The sequence below is a fragment of the Hyphomonas sp. KY3 genome, from assembly GCF_017309975.1.
Lineage (GTDB): Bacteria > Pseudomonadota > Alphaproteobacteria > Caulobacterales > Hyphomonadaceae > Hyphomonas.
The window spans coordinates 570,168-591,075 of sequence record NZ_CP022271.1 but is presented as its reverse complement, the minus strand read 5'-3'; the positions used below and the strand labels follow the sequence as shown (position 1 = coordinate 591,075).

General features: G+C 58.4%; 13 protein-coding genes. 8 read left to right on the top strand and 5 right to left on the bottom strand.

What is annotated here, in order from left to right:
- Positions 1-21: 21 nt before the first annotated feature.
- The gene (locus CFA77_RS03090) at positions 22-1,785 is read left to right on the top strand and encodes a hypothetical protein (protein ID WP_206992201.1); all 1,764 of its coding nucleotides are present in this window, start codon (positions 22-24) and stop codon (positions 1,783-1,785) included.
- 7 nt (positions 1,786-1,792) lie between these two features.
- On the opposite strand, the gene CFA77_RS03085 is transcribed toward CFA77_RS03090, so the two are convergent.
- Entirely contained in the window at positions 1,793-2,662 is an 870-nt protein-coding gene (locus CFA77_RS03085) for a DUF3298 and DUF4163 domain-containing protein (RefSeq protein ID WP_206992200.1), read from the bottom strand.
- A gap of 11 nt (positions 2,663-2,673) precedes the next feature.
- The gene (gene putA, locus CFA77_RS03080; protein ID WP_206992199.1) at positions 2,674-5,808 is read right to left on the bottom strand and encodes a bifunctional proline dehydrogenase/L-glutamate gamma-semialdehyde dehydrogenase PutA; all 3,135 of its coding nucleotides are present in this window, start codon (positions 5,806-5,808) and stop codon (positions 2,674-2,676) included.
- Positions 5,809-6,035: 227 nt separating this feature from the next.
- Between putA and CFA77_RS03075 the strand changes: the two genes are divergently transcribed.
- A complete protein-coding gene (locus CFA77_RS03075; protein ID WP_242517464.1) occupies positions 6,036-7,142 on the top strand; it encodes a glycosyltransferase family 1 protein in 1,107 nt (368 codons plus the stop codon).
- Here the strand turns inward: CFA77_RS03075 and CFA77_RS03070 are convergent, their stop codons facing one another.
- On the bottom strand, positions 7,143-8,243 hold the full coding sequence (locus CFA77_RS03070) for a substrate-binding domain-containing protein (protein ID WP_206992197.1): 1,101 nt from the start codon (positions 8,241-8,243) through the stop codon (positions 7,143-7,145).
- 266 nt (positions 8,244-8,509) lie between these two features.
- Here CFA77_RS03070 and CFA77_RS03065 point away from each other — a divergent pair, with 266 nt between their 5' ends.
- Positions 8,510-9,703, top strand: coding sequence for a type III PLP-dependent enzyme (locus CFA77_RS03065; protein WP_206992196.1), 1,194 nt, complete (start codon positions 8,510-8,512; stop codon positions 9,701-9,703).
- Here CFA77_RS03065 and murI read toward each other — a convergent pair.
- Positions 9,649-10,521 (bottom strand): glutamate racemase, encoded by an 873-nt coding sequence (murI, locus tag CFA77_RS03060; protein WP_206992195.1) that lies wholly within the window; start codon positions 10,519-10,521, stop codon positions 9,649-9,651. The two genes, CFA77_RS03065 and murI, sit on opposite strands and share 55 nt — an antisense overlap.
- Before the next feature lie 123 nt (positions 10,522-10,644).
- On the opposite strand from murI, the gene CFA77_RS03055 reads away from it, so the two are divergent.
- On the top strand, positions 10,645-10,944 hold the full coding sequence (locus CFA77_RS03055; protein WP_034816515.1) for a hypothetical protein: 300 nt from the start codon (positions 10,645-10,647) through the stop codon (positions 10,942-10,944).
- Here CFA77_RS03055 and CFA77_RS03050 read toward each other — a convergent pair.
- Positions 10,941-12,326, bottom strand: a complete 1,386-nt coding sequence (locus tag CFA77_RS03050; RefSeq protein ID WP_206992194.1) for a cell wall metabolism sensor histidine kinase WalK — start codon at positions 12,324-12,326, stop codon at positions 10,941-10,943. The two genes, CFA77_RS03055 and CFA77_RS03050, sit on opposite strands and share 4 nt — an antisense overlap.
- Before the next feature lie 209 nt (positions 12,327-12,535).
- Here CFA77_RS03050 and CFA77_RS03045 point away from each other — a divergent pair, with 209 nt between their 5' ends.
- From CFA77_RS03045 to CFA77_RS03030, 4 genes are all read left to right on the top strand, one after another.
- A complete protein-coding gene (locus tag CFA77_RS03045) occupies positions 12,536-13,990 on the top strand; it encodes an efflux transporter outer membrane subunit (protein ID WP_206992193.1) in 1,455 nt (484 codons plus the stop codon).
- A 17-nt stretch (positions 13,991-14,007) separates the two neighbouring features.
- A complete protein-coding gene (locus tag CFA77_RS03040) occupies positions 14,008-15,279 on the top strand; it encodes an efflux RND transporter periplasmic adaptor subunit (protein WP_206992192.1) in 1,272 nt (423 codons plus the stop codon).
- Positions 15,276-18,497: an efflux RND transporter permease subunit gene (locus CFA77_RS03035; RefSeq protein WP_206992191.1), complete on the top strand. Its 3,222-nt coding sequence runs from the start codon at positions 15,276-15,278 to the stop codon at positions 18,495-18,497. Before CFA77_RS03040 ends, CFA77_RS03035 begins: the two co-directional genes overlap by 4 nt.
- A 74-nt stretch (positions 18,498-18,571) precedes the next feature.
- Positions 18,572-20,794, top strand: a complete 2,223-nt coding sequence (locus CFA77_RS03030; RefSeq protein WP_206992190.1) for a M13 family metallopeptidase — start codon at positions 18,572-18,574, stop codon at positions 20,792-20,794.
- Positions 20,795-20,908: the final 114 nt, after the last annotated feature.

The window sequence follows — 20,908 nt, the reverse complement described above, 5'->3', positions numbered from 1 at the left end:
ACGACGGGGAGTCAGCACGCGGTGCAACCTGAAAATACATCGCTACGCTCGCGGCTCTCGTCACTGCTGCCGATAGGGACTTTTCTGCTCATTGCCATAGGTCTGCTGGCTGGCGACGCCGTTAATGGCAGCACGGTTCAGGATATTGACGACATCGCCCGGCGGCTGCAAATCGCCGACCTGCTGCGCGATGGTGAGTGGCATGATTTGACGTGGCCCTTTCTGGCGATGCCGGAGCCGTACGTCTCACCTTGGTCGCGTCTGGTTGATCTACCATATGTGCTGGTCACTTGGCTATTCCAGCCCGCTCTTGGACAGGATGCGGCGTTCGAGATAGCTCGTTTTGTCGTTCCACTGCTCTGGCTCATCGCATATGCGTGGCTGGCCGTGCGGCTGATCCGGGAGATCCTTGGGGAGCAGCCAAGCCTGCCGCAGATTGGCGCTGCGGCGGTCGCCTCCCTGTTTGCCGTAATCGAGTTCATGCCAAACCGGGTCGACCATCACAATGTCCAGATCGTCCTGCTGCTTGCGCTCTGCCTCGGGATCGTGTCGAAACATCGGTTTGCAGGCATTCTCGTCGGCGTCGCAAGCGTCCTCTCCATCGCTGTCGGCCTCGAGTGCGCACCCTACATTGCGCTCGCCCTTGCAGGAGTAGCTATCCACGCAGCCCTCGCACCAAATTCAACCATGGTGGCGAGGTTGAGCCTCACTGGATGGTCATTGTTGGCATTCACCCTGCCCGCCGGGCTGCTCCTGACCGGCGGGACACTTTTCCAGACGCAGTGCGATGCCCTGTCAGCCCCTTGGGCCAGCGCCTTGATAGCGGCTGGAGTCGTAGCTGCGGGCGCGCCTGTCATCTGGAAACGTCTTGGCCTGCACAGCCCGACCGCGCGACTAGGAGTGCTCGTGGCAGGTGCGCTTGTTGTTCTGGGCGTTCTGTGGACGGCGTTTCCCGAATGCCATGCAGGCCCCTACACCATGATCAATGAGACTGCCCATACTTACTGGATCTCGAATGTCATCCAGGAAAAGGGACCTGCAGGTGCCTTCGCACGTGGCGAGAACCTACTCGTGCTCATCTTCATGGTTCTACTGGCGCTCACACTCGGCGCATGGATGAACCCCAAGACTTACCGGTCTCCCGTTCTGATCCTACTGCTGATAGCTACGCTGGGCACACTGCTCACAGCCTGGCAAATGCGAAACTTCAAATTTCCCGCCGCGCTCCTGCCCCTCTTCCTCCCCCTGTTCATCGAGAGGGTAAGGGAGAATGGGGGCGCACGAAGAGCCATCGCGGTCTTGTTGCCGCCCGCGCTCCTGCTGGCCAGCTTCGCCCTGCTCATCAAACCAACAGGCCGGGCGCTCACCTTGATCGATTACATGGAGGGCGATGCATGCCGGGATGCCGATCTCTCCAGCCTGGAGACGTTACCGGCCTCTAGGATCATGGCACCGCTCGGCCTGTCTCTCACGCTGGCGGAATACATCTCCGACACAGGCTCCCCACACAAGATTGCCGCGATGCCGTTTCACAGAGCCTCCCCAGGCATCGAACGCGTCTTCCAGACCTTTGCGTTGACAAACCCGGAGCTGCGCAAGCAAGCGCTTGCACCTTATAGCTATGTAGCGATTTGCACCCTGCCTGAGACGAGCGCTGATCCGAGCGCGGCCCTTCTCTATGCGGCCCTGAGTTCCAGCAAGGGCTGGCCGGGTCTTGTAGAAGTCTCACCAATAACCGGGTCACGTCTGAGACTTCTCGAGATTGATCACGATACGGTCGAATAATCTCGCGCTACTCGCCCAATCGTTCAACGGCGGCAGGTTCTCCATCGAACAAAGATACATATTGCTGCTTCACGGACTCACGGAACACGGATTGAGGAATTGTGACATGATAGGCTCCTTCCGCATATGAGCCGATGTCATAGGGGGCAAAGTGAACTGCATACCCGCCGAACCTGCCGGGCAGAGTCGATGGCACGAAGTTCACTTCCCCCGCCAGAACCATGTCAGCGCTAACCAGCTCCATCGCCTCGCTTTTGAAACGCTCAAGGTCTGATACATTTCCGCTCTTATTGACTTTTTGCCGGGCTATTTCCGTCCATACTTCATTCATGTGCGTCTGAATGGCAGCCTGCGGTTCACGCAGAAAACTGCTGAGCCGCATCGGTTCGCCAGTCGCTCCGTTATAGAGCCGTCCAGCGGTGAAGTAATTTCCATGTGCGCCGCCAGTGAACGTATAATGGAAGCCTTCGAGGCTCACAACATTTCCACTCTCAGCTACGATATCCCAATTGATCCGTAGGCCATAGGCTCGGAAGTAATCCGGGTCTGCCGCTTTGTAGGCTTGGGCGTCTTCCGACATCGCCTCGATCCGGATTTGTGCATTCTCTACCAGATCCATGCCAATGGCTGGCGCCTTGGAGAACACGGCCTCATCAATTGTGACCTCAGCCTTGAGAAACTCATCATCGACGATGATCTCGCGGGGAAGTTCGTCTACCGAAGCAATGGTCGCTACATCAATCGCGGTGTCTTCTTCACCTGCCTCGTCAACCTCACCTGACGTTTCACTCACGTCCGACAAGTCCCGAACCTGTTTTTGACACCCAGCCGCCAGCAAAAGCGCCCCCGTCAACGCAATCAAGGCAAGTCTCTTCATGCAAAACTCCGTTATAGGCTGAGCAACTCAGCGTCCCCGCCCTGTGCCGTAATGTTCACCGTCAGGGTGCGCTCAGTTGCGAAACGATGCAAGTAGTGCGGGCCACCGGCCTTCGGGCCGGTGCCAGACAAGCCATCTCCCCCAAAGGGCTGTACACCCACAACAGCCCCCGTCATTGACCGGTTCACATACGTATTGCCAACAGGATAGGCGTCGCGCACCTCCTGCTGAAAGCTTTCGAGCCGCGAATGAACGCCCAGTGTCAGTCCGTATCCCTTGCCTCTCATCATTGCGCCAACTTCAGCAATGTCATCCGGATCGTACCGCAGTACATGAAGGATCGGGCCGAACTTCTCCTCAGTTATCTGGTCGATGGAACTCAGCTCAATCAGCGCGGGACCAAACCCATAGCCCGTTTCGCCGATCCGGCCGGGCGACAATTGGTGCAACACCGTAGCCTCGTCCTTCATCATCTGGACATAGGCCTGAAGGGAAGCGCGGGACTCTGCATCGATCACGGGACCCAAATCGGTGTTTGGCTGACCGGGGTCACCGATGTTGAGCTCGTCCATCGCACCGATCAAGCCTTCGATCAGATGGTCTGCAGTCTCGTTCGGCAGGAACACGATCCGAAGCGCGGAACAACGCTGGCCCGCTGACCCAAAGGCGGAGTCAATAACATCATCTATGACTTGCTCTCTCAGCGCCGTTGTATCGACGAACATGCTGTTCAAACCGCCTGTTTCGGCGATCAGCGGTGTAATCGGACCGTCGCGGTCCGCCAGTGTCTTGTTGATGATCCGGGCTGTCGTCGTCCCGCCGGTGAAGCATACGCCGGATACACGAAGGTCGCCGATCAGCTTGGCGCCAACCGATTCTCCCCCGCCCGGCAATAGATGCAAGGCGTCACCTGGCAACCCGACCTTCTGGAACAGTTTCACCGCCTCGAACGCAATCAGGGGCGTCTGTTCTGCCGGCTTTGCCACCACCGTGTTACCCGCAGCCAATGCCGCGGAAACTTGACCCGTGAAAATAGCCAGCGGGAAGTTCCATGGACTTATGCAACAAAATACACCGCGCCCGTGCAGGGAGATGTGATTGGTTTCGCCAGTCGGCCCGGGTAATTTCTGCAGTGTCGTGAATTCCGCTTCCGCCTGCATGGCGTAGTAGCGACAAAAATCGACTGCTTCCCGGACTTCCGCAATACCATCCGCCAACGTCTTGCCGGCTTCGCGAGCCATCAGCGCGATCAGCCGTTCGGCATTTTCCTCAAGCGCGTCGCCCATGGCACGCAGATGTTTCGCTCGCTCCGCGCCGCCGAGCTCATCCCAGCCGGGCTGAAACCGGGTCGCCGCCGTCAGTGCCCGGTCGATATCGTCATCCTGCGCTTCCCGGCAGCTGCCAAGAACGGTCTCGGTATCAAACGGCACGCGGATCATCTCTCCACCACCTGTGACCGCTTTGCCAGACACGATAGGTCCAGCCGCAATCGAAGGGCTGTCCCGGAAACTCTTGATCGCGGCGGCCATCTCATCGCGCACACTGCGCTGGCTGAGGTCGAGACCGGTGGAGTTGCGACGTTCAGCGCCATACAGCCGTGGCGGCGTCGGGATGCGCGGGTGACGTCGGGGACCGACCTCCACCTTGACGATGGGATCCGCCACAACCTGTTCAGGCGGCACGTCCGGATCAAGGAAGGAGTGTACAAAGCTTGTATTCGCGCCATTCTCCAGCAGGCGTCGCACCAGATATGGAAGCAAGTCTTTGTGCGCACCGACAGGTGCATAGACCCTTACACGGCGGCCTAGACCGGCAGCCCCATAGAGCGCCTCTCCCATACCATGCAAGCGCTGGAACTCGAATGTCGAGTTCCCAATCTCATCGGCGAGCATCTCGATCGCGGCAACCGAGTGCGCATTGTGCGTGGCAAATTGCGGGTAGATGGCATCCTTGGCTTCCAGCATCTTGCGCGCGCAGGCCAGATAGTTGAAGTCGGTCCCGGCCTTTGTGGTGAAGACCGGGAAGTTCGGATAGCCCTCGACGTGGGCATGCTTGATTTCGCTGTCCCAGTATGCGCCCTTCACGAGCCGCACCATGAAACGATGGCCTGTCTGCTCGGCGAGATCTTTCAGCCGGTCGATCACATCACCTGCGCGCTTCTGGTAAGCCTGAACAGCCAGCCCCAGCCCGTTCCAGTTCCTCAGCGAAGGTTCCCGCGCGAGCCGATCAAGAATCTGCAAGCTGAGCACCAGCCGGTCAGCTTCCTCCGCATCAAGACAGAGGTTGATATTGGCTTTCGCTGCGCGTTCACATAGCTCCAGCACGGACGGATACATTTCATCCATGATCCGCGCTCGGTTTACCGCTTCGTAGCGCGGGTGAAGCGCTGACATTTTCACCGATACGCCATTACCTTGTTCCGGCGCGGTGGATTTATCCTTTTCGGCGGCAACGCCATCAATCGCGTGCTGGTAAGCTTTCAGGTAACGCGCGGCATCTTCGGCGGTGCGGGCCCCTTCCCCGAGCATGTCGAAGCTGAAATGCGCTGCATCCCCTGCCTTGACCATTCTGCGTCCGCGCTTCTGGGCATCCTTCACGGTCCGTCCGAGAACAAACTGTTCACCCATGATGCGCATGGCCTGCATCATGGCAGCGCGGATGACCGGTTCACCGCTTTCGCGGATCAGGCCCTGAATAAACTTCGCGGGTCCTTTCTTCAGGCTTGCAGGCACACCAATTACTTGCCCGGTCAGCATCAACCCCCAGGTGGAGGCATTTACCAGCCAGGATTCGGACTGTCCTTGGTGCGCGCTCCAGTCGCCGGAGCGGATTTTCTCTGCAATCAACTCATCGCGCGTTTCAGCGTCGGGCACCCTCAGCAGCGCCTCGGCCAGACACATCAAGGCCAGACCTTCTGCATTCGACAGACCAAACTCCTCAAGGAAGCTTTCCATCATGCCCTTATCGCGGCCACGCGCACGGGCGGTCTCGACCAGTTCCAGCGCTCGACGCATGGTTGCCTGGCGCAAGTCATCGGATAGTGGTGTCTGTTTGAGCAGATCCTCCAGCAAGGCCTCCTCATCCGCAAACTTAATCTGGTCGAGTGCATGCCAGTCAATTTTTTCAAGCGCGAGCGTGTCAGCCATATGGGTACTGGTCCGGTAAGTGTGAGCCTGTAGGCGTAGGAGCAATTATCAGCCTGAATGTGGTGCAAACGGGTTAGTCCTGCCCCGATCTGCACCAATTCCGAATTATCTATATCTTTTCACATGACCCGATGCGAGAGAAGTTCAACGCATCCCGGCCTCTTTACGCAGTGCACCAACACGGCCACATTGGCGCGGGACTGGCTGAGGCTGTTGAAGGAGCGCTCATGCGCATCATGCTCGTTACGGACGCCTGGGATCCTCAGGTTAATGGCGTCGTGCGCACAATGAAGCGCGTGATCGAAGAAACCGAGGCTATGGGCCATGTCTGGGAGATTGTTCATCCCGGCCAGGGGTTTCGAACCATGCCACTGCCGACCTATCCGGAAATCAAGCTGGCCCTGTTCGCCCGGCGCAGGATTGAAGATCGGTTCCACGAATTCGAGCCTGACGCTATCCATATCGCTACCGAAGGCACCCTCGGCATGGCCGGGCGCGCCATGTGCCTCATGGTGAAACACCCCTTTTCGACCGCCTATCATACACGATTTCCGGAATATGTTTCAGCGCGACTACCGGTCCCCACCCGGGCTGGATACTCCTTTGTGCGCTGGTTCCACAAATATTCCGGAAAGGTCATGGTACCGACCCCCTCCATGGTGCAGGAGCTAGAGGCTCAGCGCTTCATCAATCTCGTCGCCTGGAGCCGGGGTGTGGACACCAACATGTTCACCCCGGAGCGCCGCATCGAGGAAGGTCAGCCGGGCGACCCGTTTGAGGGCCTGCCACGCCCGATTTTCCTGAATGTCGGCCGCGTCGCCGTGGAAAAAAACATCGAAGCCTTTGCCGAACTGGACTTGCCGGGCACGAAAGTGATCATTGGCGATGGCCCGCAGCGCGAGGAATTGCAGAAGCGCTATAAAGACGTCGTCTTCCTGGGCGCAAAGTTCAATGAAGAACTCGCGACCTGCTATGCTGGCGCAGATGTCTTTGTCTTCCCGAGCATGACGGACACATTCGGACTTGTTGTTCTGGAAGCCATGGCGTCCGGCACACCGGTTGCGGCTTATGATGCAACCGGTCCGCGCGATGTTATCCCGGGCTCCGATGCGGGGACGATTACACCTGCTGGCGGCAATCTTGCCGAAGGCGCTGTCGCCTGTCTCTCGCTCAGCCGCGCCACGTGCCGCGCCTATGCCGAGACCTATAGCTGGCGCGCCTGCGCCGAAGCCTTCATCGAGAATTTGCAGCCGCTGCCAGCCCCCGCCCGCAAGAGGTTCTGGCAAAAGATCAGGCTGCGCCGCCGGAAGAAGCCAACCTTGCCCAGCCTATAGCTATTCGCGGGCAACCCTTGTCTCGAGCTGTCGGGCCACCTCCTGCTCGGCAATGCGTAATTCATCCGGTAACGGGATCAGGCCCTTTTCGAGCAGATAGCCATCCGGCCCCATGGCGCGGTCTGATACAAATTCCTGAACGAATTCGGTCAGGCCCGGTACGAGCGGGATATTCTGGTTCTTCACATAGATGTACATGCTGCGCGACAAGCCATACTCGCCTGACGCGATGGCCTCGAAGGTCACCGGTACGCCATCCAGATGCGCCGCCTTCACGCGATCTCCATTCTGCTCGAGGAAAGAATAGCCTAGCACGCCCACAGCCGTTGGTGTCTTGATCAGCGACTGGATGATCGCCGTATCATTTTCACCAAGGTCGATCCACGCACCATCGGTACGAATCGTATGCGTGCGCAGCCGGAAGGCTGCCGGGTCAGCCTGCTTCAACGCCACCAATTCCGGCAAGGCAAGCGCGCCTTGCTCCATGCCGAGTTCGGTGAAGGCATCCCGCGTGCCAGATGTAGGCGGCGGGCCAAGCACCATGATTGGCTCGTCAGGCAAGTCGGGGTTGATTTCGGACCAGTTCTTGTAGGGATTGGGCCGGAAACCGCCCTGCCCATCCGGAATGTGAGCCGCAAGCGCGAGGAACACTTCCTCCTTCGTCAGGTCGAGAGTCGGAGCCTGACGAGCATTGGCCAGCACAATCCCATCGAACCCGACCGACAAGGCCGTTATTTCGGTTATGCCATTTTCGGCACACAGCGCCTGTTCGCTTTCAGTGATCATGCGTGAGGCGTCCGAGATCGACGGACGATCCGGTCCGATTTTCTGGCAGAATGTCTTGAACCCCCCGCCCGTCCCTGTGGTTTCCACTATGGGGGTCGGATAACGCGTGGTCGCCCCAAAACGCTCGGCAACGGTTGTTGCAAACGGCGCGACCGTGGAGGAACCGACTATGCGAATTTTGTGTGTGCCGTCTGCGCTGACAGGTGGCGGCGGGATGGTGTCCCCCGTGTCCAGATCAGACAGGTCAGTCCGGCCGCACGCAGCCGAGAACAAAAGAACGAGGGGGAAAAGAATACTGCCAATTCTGGCTGTCATGCGATCATGGCTCCGGCGAACGACATCTGGCTGAGGGGCGTTGGCACCCGGCCTGATGCCCATAAAGCAAGGTCCCTACCCGTTCAATGTGATGTGTGGGTGACAAAAATATCAGGTTGCCCGAAATTTTTGCTTGCATGCCCGAAAAGAGTCCCCTACATCGCCCCTCGAAATCGATGTGGCGGACATCTGGGCCAACCCTTAAACTGGGGGCCCCCTGTACTAACGCCCAAAGCTGGTTAAAAGCCCTTTGGAGGTTAGGTGTCATGCACTCCTATGCTACCCCCTATAATATTGTTGCCGATGCGCAGCCTGATCTGCCGGTATGGTGTTTCCGCCCTGAGCGGGTCACTGCAGCCGCAAAATGGTTCAAGGAAAAGTTCCCTGGCGAGCCATTCTATGCCGTGAAGGCGAACCCGGGCGAGCATGTGCTCGAAGCCCTCTGGGAAGCTGGCGTACGCAGTTTCGATACGGCATCGCTGCCAGAGATCGAACTGATCCATCGCAAATTCCCGGGCGCCCGCATGGCCTTCCTGCACCCTGTGAAGAACCGCCGCGCCATCCAGCGCGCTTATCACGAGTTTGGTGTACGAATTTTTGTCACCGACACGATGCAGGAACTGCACAAGATCCTCGAGGAAACCGGCTACGCCAAGGACCTTACGATCATTGTACGGATCGCTGTATCCTGTGACGGTGCTGCTCTGCCGCTGGCAGGTAAATTCGGTGCCAGCGCAGAAGACGCGACCGAGATCCTGCGTGAAGCCCGCCATTATGCGGACGAACTGGGCGTATCCTTCCATGTCGGCAGCCAGGCGATGAAGCCTACCGCCTGGTGGACGGCTATGGCCGATGTGTCCCGCATCATCATCGCGGCTTCGGTCACGGTTGATATCGTGGATGTCGGCGGTGGCTTCCCTTCGATCTATGCGGACAATCCTCCGCCATCGCTGGAAGACTATGCGGCGATGGTTGAGCAGGCCTTCGAGAACATGTTCGTTCTTGAAAACGCCGAGTTGTGGTGTGAGCCCGGCCGCGCGCTGGTTGCCGAGTCGGAAAGCCTGCTTGCCCGTATCGAGTTGGTGAAGGATGACGCAATCTACATCAATGACGGTTCTTATGGCGCCCTCTATGATGCAGTTCACGAGCGCTGGTCGTTCCCGATGCGGGCCCTGCCAAGCAATGGACGCACGCTTGGCCGACTTGTTGAGTACACTGTGTACGGCCCGACTTGCGATTCTACCGACAAGTTCCCTGCCAAAGTTTGGCTGCCTGCCGGCCTCGAAGAAGGTGACTATCTGGAATTCGGAAACCTGGGCGCCTACGGCCGGGCCATGTCCAGTCGCTTCAATGGCTTCGGGGAAACTCTGGTCGCCCGCGTTCACGATGCGCCTTGGCCGAGTCTCTACAATGCGGTCGGCGCAGAAGTGATCTCGATCGGCGCGTCCGGCACACGCTGAACGTTAGGAAACCCGTACCGCCTGAGGACAAGCGCCAGATCTGGCACGTCTTCAGGCAACGAGGTCAGCCACGCATGGCCCCCAATTCCCTGCGCTTCAGTCTCTGGCGGAAGCACACGGATGGTCTGGCGCGCGATCGCCGCTCCTGAGTCAATATAGCTGACAGGCCGCGGGGCACTGGCCACCAATTGCGCCCGCACGAGCGGGAAATGCGTGCACGCCAATACGACCGTATCGATCCGGTCCCCACCCGGAGCGTCGAACATAGGCTTCTGGGCTGCCTCGAAGGCATTGATCGGCAGATCCTCGCCGCGCGCATGCGCCTCTGCGAGTTTCACCAGTTCGATACTGCCATGCATCACAACGTCCACATCTCGCGCAAAATTGGAAATGAGTTCAGCCGTATAGGCGCGCCGCACCGTTCCGGGGGTTGCCAGCAAACCGATAGTGCCGGTCTGGGTCAATTGAGCCGCTGGCTTGATAGCCGGTACTGTTCCAACAACCGGAATATCCAGAGCAGCCCGAACGTCCTGCAGAGCCAGAGTCGACGCTGTGTTGCAGGCAATCACAAAGACATCCGGCTTGACTTTATCGCACAGCGCCTTGGCAACGGCCGGCAAACGCGCCTGCAAGGCTTCATCGGACTTCTCACCATAGGGGAAAAAGGCAGAGTCAGCAGAGTAATGGATACCTAGCGCCGGTCCCAAGGCGCGTATTTCTTCCACAACGGTCAGACCGCCCATGCCGGAATCGAATACCAACACCCTGCCCCGGGCGGGGGATGGCACGAAATTCGGCGGGAGCGTATCGGCAGGCATTGCAGGAATCCTAGTCGCATTCCGCTGTGGCGGAAACAGGGCATGAAATACGCAATGGCACGGGATTTGTTGTGCAGCGCAGCATTAAGCCCTATGTCTGTTGTAAGAATGTGAGGTAATGCAATGCTCGAACTCTGGCTAACTCCGTGGCGCGCGGGCCTGTCCATGACAGCTGCGACGCTCGAAACCCTGATTGCCACTCAGAAAAGCATGTCGGTCATGGCGCCCAAAGGCATGGCGACTCCGATGACCGAAGACAAATTGCGCGATGCATTTCAGATTGCCGCTGACGTAAATTTGCGTCGCTGGGAAGACACTGCAGGTGCCCTGCAGAATCTGCCAAACTGGTTGCATGATCTGCACGCCTTGCCAGGCAATATGGTGACCGACTGGTTTGATGCAGCGCGCCGCGCACGCGACTAGTCGGACAAACCCTCCTCGCGCGCAGCAGGCAACCAGACTCCGAAAGCCGTCCCCTCGCCAATGCGCGTCTCTACCGAGAATCCGCCGCGATGATGGGCCATGATATGCTTCACAATGGCCAGGCCGAGCCCTGTGCCGGTGATCTTGCCCCCCCGGCTCTGATCGGCGCGGTAAAAGCGTTCGCCCAAACGCGGCAAGTGTTCACGCTCGATCCCCGGTCCCTGATCTTCTACGCGCATCCAGATGGCGCGCTCCTGCGTGCCTGGCCGGCTTGACGCGGGCAACAAGGTCATGCGCTCGCTGCTGGCCCAGGTCTGCCCCGCTTTCAAGCGTGCTTCGGCCATACCGGAGGCTATACCAAAGCTCAGGATTACCTGTCCGCCTTCCTTTGAATACTTCAGGGCGTTTGAAACGAGATTCTCCGCGACCTGAATCATCTCGTCGCGGTGGGCGATCACCGGCATGGGCCCATCATCCGACTGAACCACCAGCCGTACCCCCTTCTCCGCCGCGATGGCGCTGAAAGCATGTGTGGCATCGGAGACAATGTCCCGAAATTCCTCGCGTTCGCGCGGCGATACATGTTCAGAAGACTCGATCCGCGACAGGGACAGCAAATCCGCGATCAATCGCGACATGCGCTCAGTCTCACCGGCCATGATGGCCAGAAATCGGTCCCAGGAATCCTTGTCATCCTTGGCAGGGCCCCGCATCGTCTCGATAAAGCCCGACAGCGCAGTCAGCGGCGTGCGCAATTCATGGCTCGCATTAGCCAGAAAGTCTGATCGCGCCCGCGCGGCGCGGCGAACAGGGGTGAGGTCTTCCAGAACGACGAGCGTACGTCTTGCCCGGCCGGGTCGCGATACATGCGCCCGCCACGTCTCGTCCGGCCCGCTCTCGACCTCCACAGCCATCGGCTCGACCGTGCCAGTCTGGATCGCATTCTCGATTGCAGAAAGCAGCCCCGGCGACCGGATGACGGTACTGGCACGGGGGTTTACACGCCCATCAAGCCGCAGAATGAACTCCGCCTCTTCGTTCATTGTGACAATGCGTTGCTCGTCATCAATCTCGAAAGCCGGCAGCGGCAATGCATCCAAAAGAATGGCAGATTCCTGAATATTCGGCTGAACGAGCGCTGGCTCAACCGAGAGCCGTGGACTGATGGGAAGGATCGTCGCGGTTCCCACGAAGATGGCTGTCGCGACGGACATGGCCACCAACAGGGCAGCAATCGCCTCAATCAGGCCAATTGCACCTGTAATCCACATCAAAAGAAGGATAAAACCGAAGCAGCACACAAGCGTTATGAAGTCTCTCGCGCGCCGCGAGAGGGCGCTACGAGCGGACTGTTTTGCGTCGGCTGACATGCCTTCGCTCATTCATGCTCCTGTTAACTAACTACTCAAAGACTTCAGGTCTCGAAGCCGCTAATACGCAACCAGACATCTGCCAAGCCCTTCACGACGTATCACAACCACAAGCGGCATTTGTGCAACTAAATGTAATTATTGAAAAACGATAATTTATCATTGACAGTCGACTAGAGCGGGCGTATCCGACGTCTGGAAAAAGGAGCGTTGCCGACGGCATGACACGATCAATTCTACTACTAGCCCCGGCAATTCTTGCGGCCTGCGCAACATCACAGGCAAATTTGCCCGGCATTGATGGAAATCGCGAGGAGATTTTTGCCATCGCGCCTGACGCTCCAGTGGATTGGGCGGCATCAGGTGTTGCTGGTCAGGCGAATACCGGCGACTGGCTAAGCCAGTTCAGCGATCCGGTCATGGAAAGTCTGGTGCGCGAGGCTCTGGCCAATAGCCCTACGCTTGAATCACGCGCCGCACTTGTCCGGGCAGCTGCTGCGTCAATCCGCACGGCCCGTTCTCAGCGTTCCGTCAGTATTGACAGCTCCATCAGCGCTGGAGTCACATCCAATTCCTTTGAAGTTGGCGGTGATCTTGATCGAGCGACGGACGGAATTTACGGTCTGGGCCTTGATGCGAGTTGGGAAGCCGATCTTTGGAACCGGCTCGGACGTGGTATTGCCGCCGCAGAAGCAGACCTTGCCGCAACCGAAGCCGACTTTGCCGCCGCCGAGTTGTCTGTTGCCGCTCAAACTGCCATTGCCTGGATCAATCTGAACGCTGCACTGGCGCAGGAGCGCGTGGCAGTACTGACTTATGAAGCACGCGACCGGGTTCGCATTCTGACCGAACGCCGATTCCAGCGCGGACTGGCCCAAGCATTGGATGTGCGCACCGCACGCAGCGCACTTGCTGGCGCAGAAGCCAGTATTGCTCAACGCCGTCAGCAATCAGGTGAGGCCGCACGTCGGCTGGAAATCCTGCTAGGCCGCTATCCGGCAACCGAAATCGAAGCCACGGCAGAATTGCCGGTGCTGGAAACGCTGGTCGTAGAAGGCAATCCAATGCTGTTGCTATCGCGTCGCCCGGATGTGGCGAGCGCCGAAGCGAGTATCATTGCTGCTGGCCTGCGCGCGGAACAAGCGCGCCTCGCCATGCTGCCCGCCCTGCGCTTGACCGGCTCTATTTCTACCAGCGAGTCCGAATTTGCAGACATGGTCGATCCAGAGCGGATTGCCGCCCGGCTCGTGGCAAGCCTGATCCAGCCACTGTTCACGGGCGGGCGCCTGGACGCCCAGCGTGATGCCGCTGTGGCGCAAGCAGAATCAGCGATTGCGAGCTATGCTGGCATTGCGCTGACGGCGTGGGGAGAAGTCGAGGACGCTATCGCAGCCGACACGTATCTCGCCCTGCAAGAGGATGCGCAATTGCGCGCCTTGGAAGAGGCTCGCCTTGCCGAAGAACTGGCCGAGCGCCAGTACACAAGTGGTACGATCACCGTGTTCAATCTGATCGATGCCCAGACCCGGCGTCTCACTTCTGAGAGCCAGTTGGTTTCCGCGCGCGCATCGCGTGCTTCGAACCGGATTTCCTACCATCTAGCCCTTGGGGGCGGCCTGCCCGTACAGACTGCCTCGACCACCGTTCAAGCCCCGCAAGAAAGCGCCGCAGAATAGCGGCAGGAGAATAAGTCATGGGACGCCTCATTTCAGTTTTGATTCCGATCGGGATCCTCGCCGTGGTTGGTATCGGCGGCGTGGCCGCTCTGTCAGCGATCAAACCCAAACCTGAAAAAGCCGAGGAAGCCCGCGCCGGCCTGAATGTATTTGCGGAGCCCGTTCGCCAGGGCGACCTGACGCTCGTCGTGGAGTCGCAAGGCGAGGTAAGACCGCGACGCGAGATCATCGTGGCCCCGCAAATTTCCGGCCGGATTTCCTACGTATCCCCTGACTTCATCGATGGCGGTTTCATCAACAAAGGTCAGCTGCTCGTCCGTGTTGAGGCGGCTGACTATGAACTGGCAGTTGTACGCGCCCAGTCTACCGTGGCCAGCGCCCAGCAGGCCCTTGCCCTCGAAGAAGCCGAAGCTGAACTGGCGCTACAGGACATCGAGGACCTCGGTATTTCCGACGCCTCTCCCCTCGCCCGCCGTGAACCTCAGCTGGCAGGCGCTCGCGCAGCGCTGGAATCTGCCAGAGCCCAATTGAAAGACGCCCAATTGGCGCTTGACCGAACGGCCGTCTACGCACCTTTTGCCGGCCGCGTGCGGGAACGCAATGTTGATATTGGTCAAGTCGTCTCTGTCGGCCAGTCACTTGGCCAGATCTTCGCCAATGATGTTGTTGAAGTCGCCCTGCCGCTCAAGGACGCCGAAATGGGGCGTCTGGGCCTGCCCCTTGCCTTCAGTTCCAGCAAGGCCCAGCCCGGTCCGGATGTGACCTTCCGCGCCACGGTTGGCGGCGTAGAGCGCGAGTGGCACGGACAGGTCGTCCGGACGGCAGCCGCTGTGAATTCGCAAACCCGCCAGATCAATGTCATAGCCGAACTTCAGGATCCGTATGGCGCTGGCGCCGATGGCGACGCACCCATGGCACCCGGCCTTTTCGTGACCGCCATCATTCAGGGGGAAACACTCGAAAACGTGCTGATTGCACCACGCGGCGCTCTACGCGGAGATGATCGCCTGTTTGTCGGCCTGCCAGACGAAGGCAAGCTGGCGATCCGCCAGGTGAAGCTGATCTACTCCGATCCTGATGGAGCCTATCTTGCGTCAGGTGTCGAGCCCGGTGAACTGGCCATCACCAGCCCGATCCAAGCCCCGTTCGAAGGTATGAGCATCACCGTCATGCAACGTATGGAAGATGGTACAATCACGATTTACGAGCCCGAGCGGACCGAGGAATCCTCCAGCTCCGGCGAGCCAGCAGCAATTGCGTCAACCACAGGTGAAGGAGCAGCCCAATGAGGGGGATTGTCGCCTGGTTCGCCCGTAACGCCGTCGCCGCAAACCTTCTGATGATCGTCGCCTTCACGGGCGGAGTTTTCGGCTACACCAAGATGGAACAGGAAATGTTCCCCGTGGTGAACATCACGGGTGCCTCGGTATCGGTTACCTGGAATGGCGCTTCGCCACAGGATGTCGAAGACCAGATCGTTACACGTATTGAAGAGGCTGTCGCGGACATTGACGGCCTCGACCGGATCACCTCGATCGCGAATGAAGGCTTCGGTGTCGTCAACATCAAGGGGCGCGACGATATCGACATGGACAAGTTTCTGGATGACGTGAAAATTCGCGTCGATCAGATCAACAATATGCCCCAAGCGGCGTTCCAGCCGCAGGTGACACGTTGGGAACAGCGCAACAACTATATTGGCCTGTCCGTCCACGGCAATGTGGACGCACGCACGCTGCGACGCGTCGGCGACCGGGTTCGTGATGACATTGCCAACATTAACGGGGGTGAGCTGGCGCAGCTGGGCGGCGTTATCGACGAACAAGTCAACATCGAAGTATCGGAAGAACAATTGCGCCGATACGGGCTGAGCTTCAGTGATGTGGCCAGTGCTATTCGTCAATCCTCGCTGAACTCGTCAGGCGGCCGAATTGAATCTTCAACCGGCGACGTTGCCATCACGGCCCGGCAATTGGCCGACACAGCGGATCAATTTGGTAACATCATCATCCGCCAATCGACCGAACAGGGCACTATCCGCGTGGCCGACGTCGCCACGATCGATGACGGCTTCGCAACAGACAAGTTCAAGGCCACATACAATAACGAGCCAACCGTCTTCGTGCAGGTTCCCCAGCCGAACACGATGCACATTGTCGAATATACTGACGACATCAAGGCATATGTGGACCGCGCCAATGACCCTTCCAACGGCATCCTCCCGGAAGCCGTGAAGATCGACATCCTGTTTGACGATTCCGTGGCTTTCAATGCCCGTATGGATTTGATCCAGCAATCTGCATTGACCGGGGCCGTTCTCGTCATGCTGGTCCTGCTGCTGTTCCTGCGTCCAACTGTGGCCCTATGGGTCACGATCGGAATCATCACCGCTTTTGCGGGCGGGATTTTGCTCCTCCCCTATTTCGGGGTTTCCTGGAACATCCTTTCCACATTCGCTGTCTTGCTGGTGATCGGGGTGATCGTGGATGACGCCATCATAGTCGGCGAGAATATTCACCGCGAGATCGAAAGCGGACGGCGCGAAGGCCTGGACGCTGCCATTGTCGGCACGCAACTCGTGCTCAAACCGGTCGTGTTCGGCGTTCTGACCACGATCATCGCCTTCCTGCCGTGGGCATTCATTAGCGGCCCGACCCGGATGTTTACCCAGCAAATCACATTCGTCGTGGTCGCGGCCCTGATCTTCTCGATCATCGAGTGCATGCTGATCCTGCCGAGCCATCTGTCACATATGAAGCGCCAGTCCTTCGACGGCCCGTCTGGCAAATTGCTGAAGCTGCAGCACTCGATTGCAGACAGCCTGCTCTGGTTTGCCAACAACCTCTACAAACCCTTCCTCGAACTGGCGATCCGCTACCGCTATGCGACCGTCATGTTCTTCTTCTGCCTGTTTTTCCTGGCGACACGGATCACAGGTATGGGCATCGTACCCTTCAAATTCATGCCGGAAATCGAAGCAGACCTTGTTCGGGTCGAAATCGATATGCCAGACGGTACGCCATACACCCGCCTCGAACAGATCCGCGACCAGCTGCAAGCCGGTATCGACGTTACGATGGCGGAATCGATCAAACAATATCCGAACATAGAGGGTGGCCTGATCAAGGATGCCGCTGTCGTTGCGTCCGGGACGCGCGTCAATGCCTGGATTGGGGTCTTGCCACCCGAAGACCGGCCTGTCGGATTGCGGTCCAAGGATATAGCCGAACAATTACGCCTGAATGTCGGTGATATTCAGGATGCTGAAGAAATCAATTTCGATTTCACCTTCAATGATGAACAGAGCGGTGTGCGCTTTGCCCTCAACCATCAAGACCTGGACCGTCTGCGTGAAGCGGCTGCCGCAGTTAAAGAGCACCTGGCAACTTATGCCAACGCCTACGATATTGGAGACAACCTCTCCTCAGCCGCTGAAGAGATTCGTATCTCGCTGAAACCGGGCGCGGAAACGCTCGGCATCACGCTGGCCAGTGTCACCGACCAGGTCCGGCAGGCATATTATGGCGAAGAAGCCCAACGCCTGCCGAGAGATGGCGAGGATGTCCGCGTCATGGTCCGCTTGCCGGAATCGGCCCGGGAAAATCTGGACAGCCTGAATTCTCTTCGTGTTCGCACTTCCGATGGTCGCGAAATTCCGGTTACCCAGGTCGCAAACTTCGATTACGCACCAGGGATCAACCGCATCGTTCGTCGCAATCGCACCCGGTCAGTCTCAGTGTATTCTGAAGTGCTGGGCGACGGCGGGCGAAACCAGATCATGGCCTCAATGGACGAAAATTTCTGGCCAGACTTCGAGAAGACCTTCCCGGATGTCGAACGCGGCGTGGCGGGCGGCATTGAAGAAGAACAGAAGTTCATGGAAGAAGTTGGTCGATTGATCCTGATTGCCATCGGCGCGATGTACATCTTGTTGGCAGTGGCATTCCGGTCCTACGCTCAGCCACTGCTGCTGATGATGGCCCTGCCCTTTGCTTATTGCGGAGCAGTCTTCGGGCTCTGGATATTTGATACACCGATGGCCATGTTCTCGTTCTTCGGCATTGCTGCAGCCGCAGGGGTCGTGATCAACGACAATCTCGTCCTGATCGACTATGTGAATCGACGGCGGGATGAAGGCGCAGGTGCCGTTCAGGCGCTGGTCGATGGGGGCGTATCCCGCTTCCGGCCCATCCTGTTGACTTCCGTCACCACCTTTGTCGGCATCCTGCCACTGATTGCAGAAAAATCCGTTCAGGCACAATTCCTCAAACCGATGGTTGTGTCATTGGGCGCAGCTGTTGCATTCGCGCTTTTTGTCTCATTGTTGATGGTCCCTGCCCTTTACGCAGTCGGTGTCGAGATTGGCCGGATCTTCCGCTGGACCTGGGGCGGCAAGCCTTTCCGCCAGATCGGTGAGACCTATAGCGGAGAAGTGACCATCGACGAGGATGAATTGATTGGCACGAGCAAAGATGGCGGACTTGGTCCAATGGCTCCCGCCGAATAAAATGTACGCAACACGGTAAAGGCCCGCCCGGATCAGGCGTCGGGCCTTTATCCATATTACTGGAGAGACCTTAAATGAAACACCTCATGCTCGGGGCAGCGACCATTGCCCTCCTCACCGCCTGTTCGCCGGCATCCACGGAAGACACTGGTCAGTCAGCAGAGGCTGCGGCAGTAACATCAACATCCTCGAACACGCCGAACGAAGCAGGCAAATATGTCACCGCAGAAGGCCTGGAGCTGTCTGCTGCTGACTATTGGGGGGACTGGGGTGTTGACCTCACATTGCGCGATGACTCCATCGCACCCGGCGACAACTTCTATGCCTATGCCAATGGCAAATGGCTCGACAGTTTCGTTATCCCGAGTGATCGCACACGCTATGGCGCCTTCACTCTGCTGGCTGAAAAGTCAGAGCAGCGCGTACTCAATATCATTCAGGAGCTTGCCGAAGCCGAACCTGATCCAGCCACACTCGAAGGCAAGGTCGCCTCTGTCTACAACGCCTATATGGACACGAGCGGTATCGAAACCGCTGGCCTCGCCCCCGCCACGCCCTATCTCAGCAAGATCAAGAACATCGATAGCCGGGAAGACCTCGCCAAGCTGTTTGCGGCAACGGGCTACGCCTCCCCTATCGCGGGCTGGGTCGATGTCGATTCCAAGCAGACCGACCAGTACATCTTCTATGTGACCCAAGCCGGGCTCGGCATTGGCGACCGTGACTATTATCTCGACGATACAGAGAAAAACCTTGAAATCCGCGCGGCCTACAAAGCCATGCTGACCACCCTGCTGACAGAAGCAGGCTACGAGGAGGCTGAGGCGGCGGCAGACCGCGTGATCGCGCTCGAGACCCGTATTGCTCGCGCCCATTGGGACCGCGCAACAGGCCGGAATCGCAACCTCACCTACAACAAGATGAGCCGCGCAGAGTTGGAACAGCTCGCCGGAGACTTCCCGGTGGCGACGATGCTCATGGACCTTGGCCTGAACAGCGAAGAATCCTTTGTCGTGCGCCAAGTCACTCCGACAGCCGAAGAGATCGCAGAAAACGGGCTCACCGCGGAACAGATCGAAAAAGTCTCGGGCGGCGGCATAGGCGGCCTGTTCGAGATCATGCAAACTGCCTCCCTTGAGGACTGGAAGGCTTATCTAGCGGCCCACTTCCTGATCGATCACGCCGATGTCCTGCCCCGCCGCCTGGATGAGGCGACCTTCGAATTTTATGGCAAGAAACTGGGCGGTGCCGAAGAACAGCGCGAGCGCTGGAAGCGTGCAGTCTCAACCGTCGAAGGCTCCGTCGGAGAAGGTGTCGGCAAAGTCTATGCCGAGCGCTTCTTCCCGAGCGAGAACAAGGCAGCCATGGACGATCTGGTAGAGAATTTGCGAGCGGCCATGGCCAGCAATCTCGATGAGATCGACTGGATGGGCGGCGACACGAAGACAGAAGCACATGACAAGCTCGCCAAATTCACCCCAAAAATCGGATATCCGGAGAACTTCGAGACCTATGCGGACCTGAATGTGGGCCCGGACGCCTTCGCCAACTCCATGGCGGTGAATGACTGGGCCTGGAAGGACATGATCTCCCAGCTCGGCCAGCCGATCGACAAGACCGAATGGTTCATGTTGCCCCAGACGGTGAACGCCTATTATTCGCCCAACCGGAACGAAATCGTGTTTCCCGCCGCCATCCTTCAGCCGCCTTTCTTCAATCTGACTGCAGACCCCGCCGTCAATTATGGTGCAATCGGCGGCGTCATTGGTCACGAAATGGGCCACGGCTTCGATGATCAGGGCGCCAAATCCGACGGAAATGGCACGCTCCGCAATTGGTGGACCGCTGAAGACGAATCCAATTTCAAGGCCAAGACCGGCGCGCTCGTAGAGCAATATAATGCTTTCTGTCCCCTGGATGATGGGGAAACCTGTGTGAATGGCGCGCTGACACTCGGCGAGAATATCGGCGATCTCGGCGGTCTTTCGATGGCGTACAAGGCTTACAAGCTCAGCCTCGACACAGATGGCAACGGCACGATCAGCCCGGATGAGGAAGCGCCTGTGCTGGACGGACTGAGCGGTGATCAGCGCTTCTTCCTGGCCTGGGCCCAGGTCTGGCGGTCCAAGTACCGCGAAGAGGCAACCCGTCGCCAGCTGCTGACAGACCCACATTCCCCACCCGTTTACCGGGTAAACGGCGTCGTTCAGAACATGGCAGAATGGTACGAAGCCTTTGACGTGACGGAAGATGACGAGATGTACCTGCCGCCTGAGCAGCGCATCCGGATTTGGTAAACGGTTAGAAACCGTAGCATACACTACAGAAGCAGCGCTTTAGAGTGCTGCTTCTTTACTTGTCTTGAAGAAGTTTGGGTATATTCTGACCGAGCAGCCTGATTTGGCATGGCG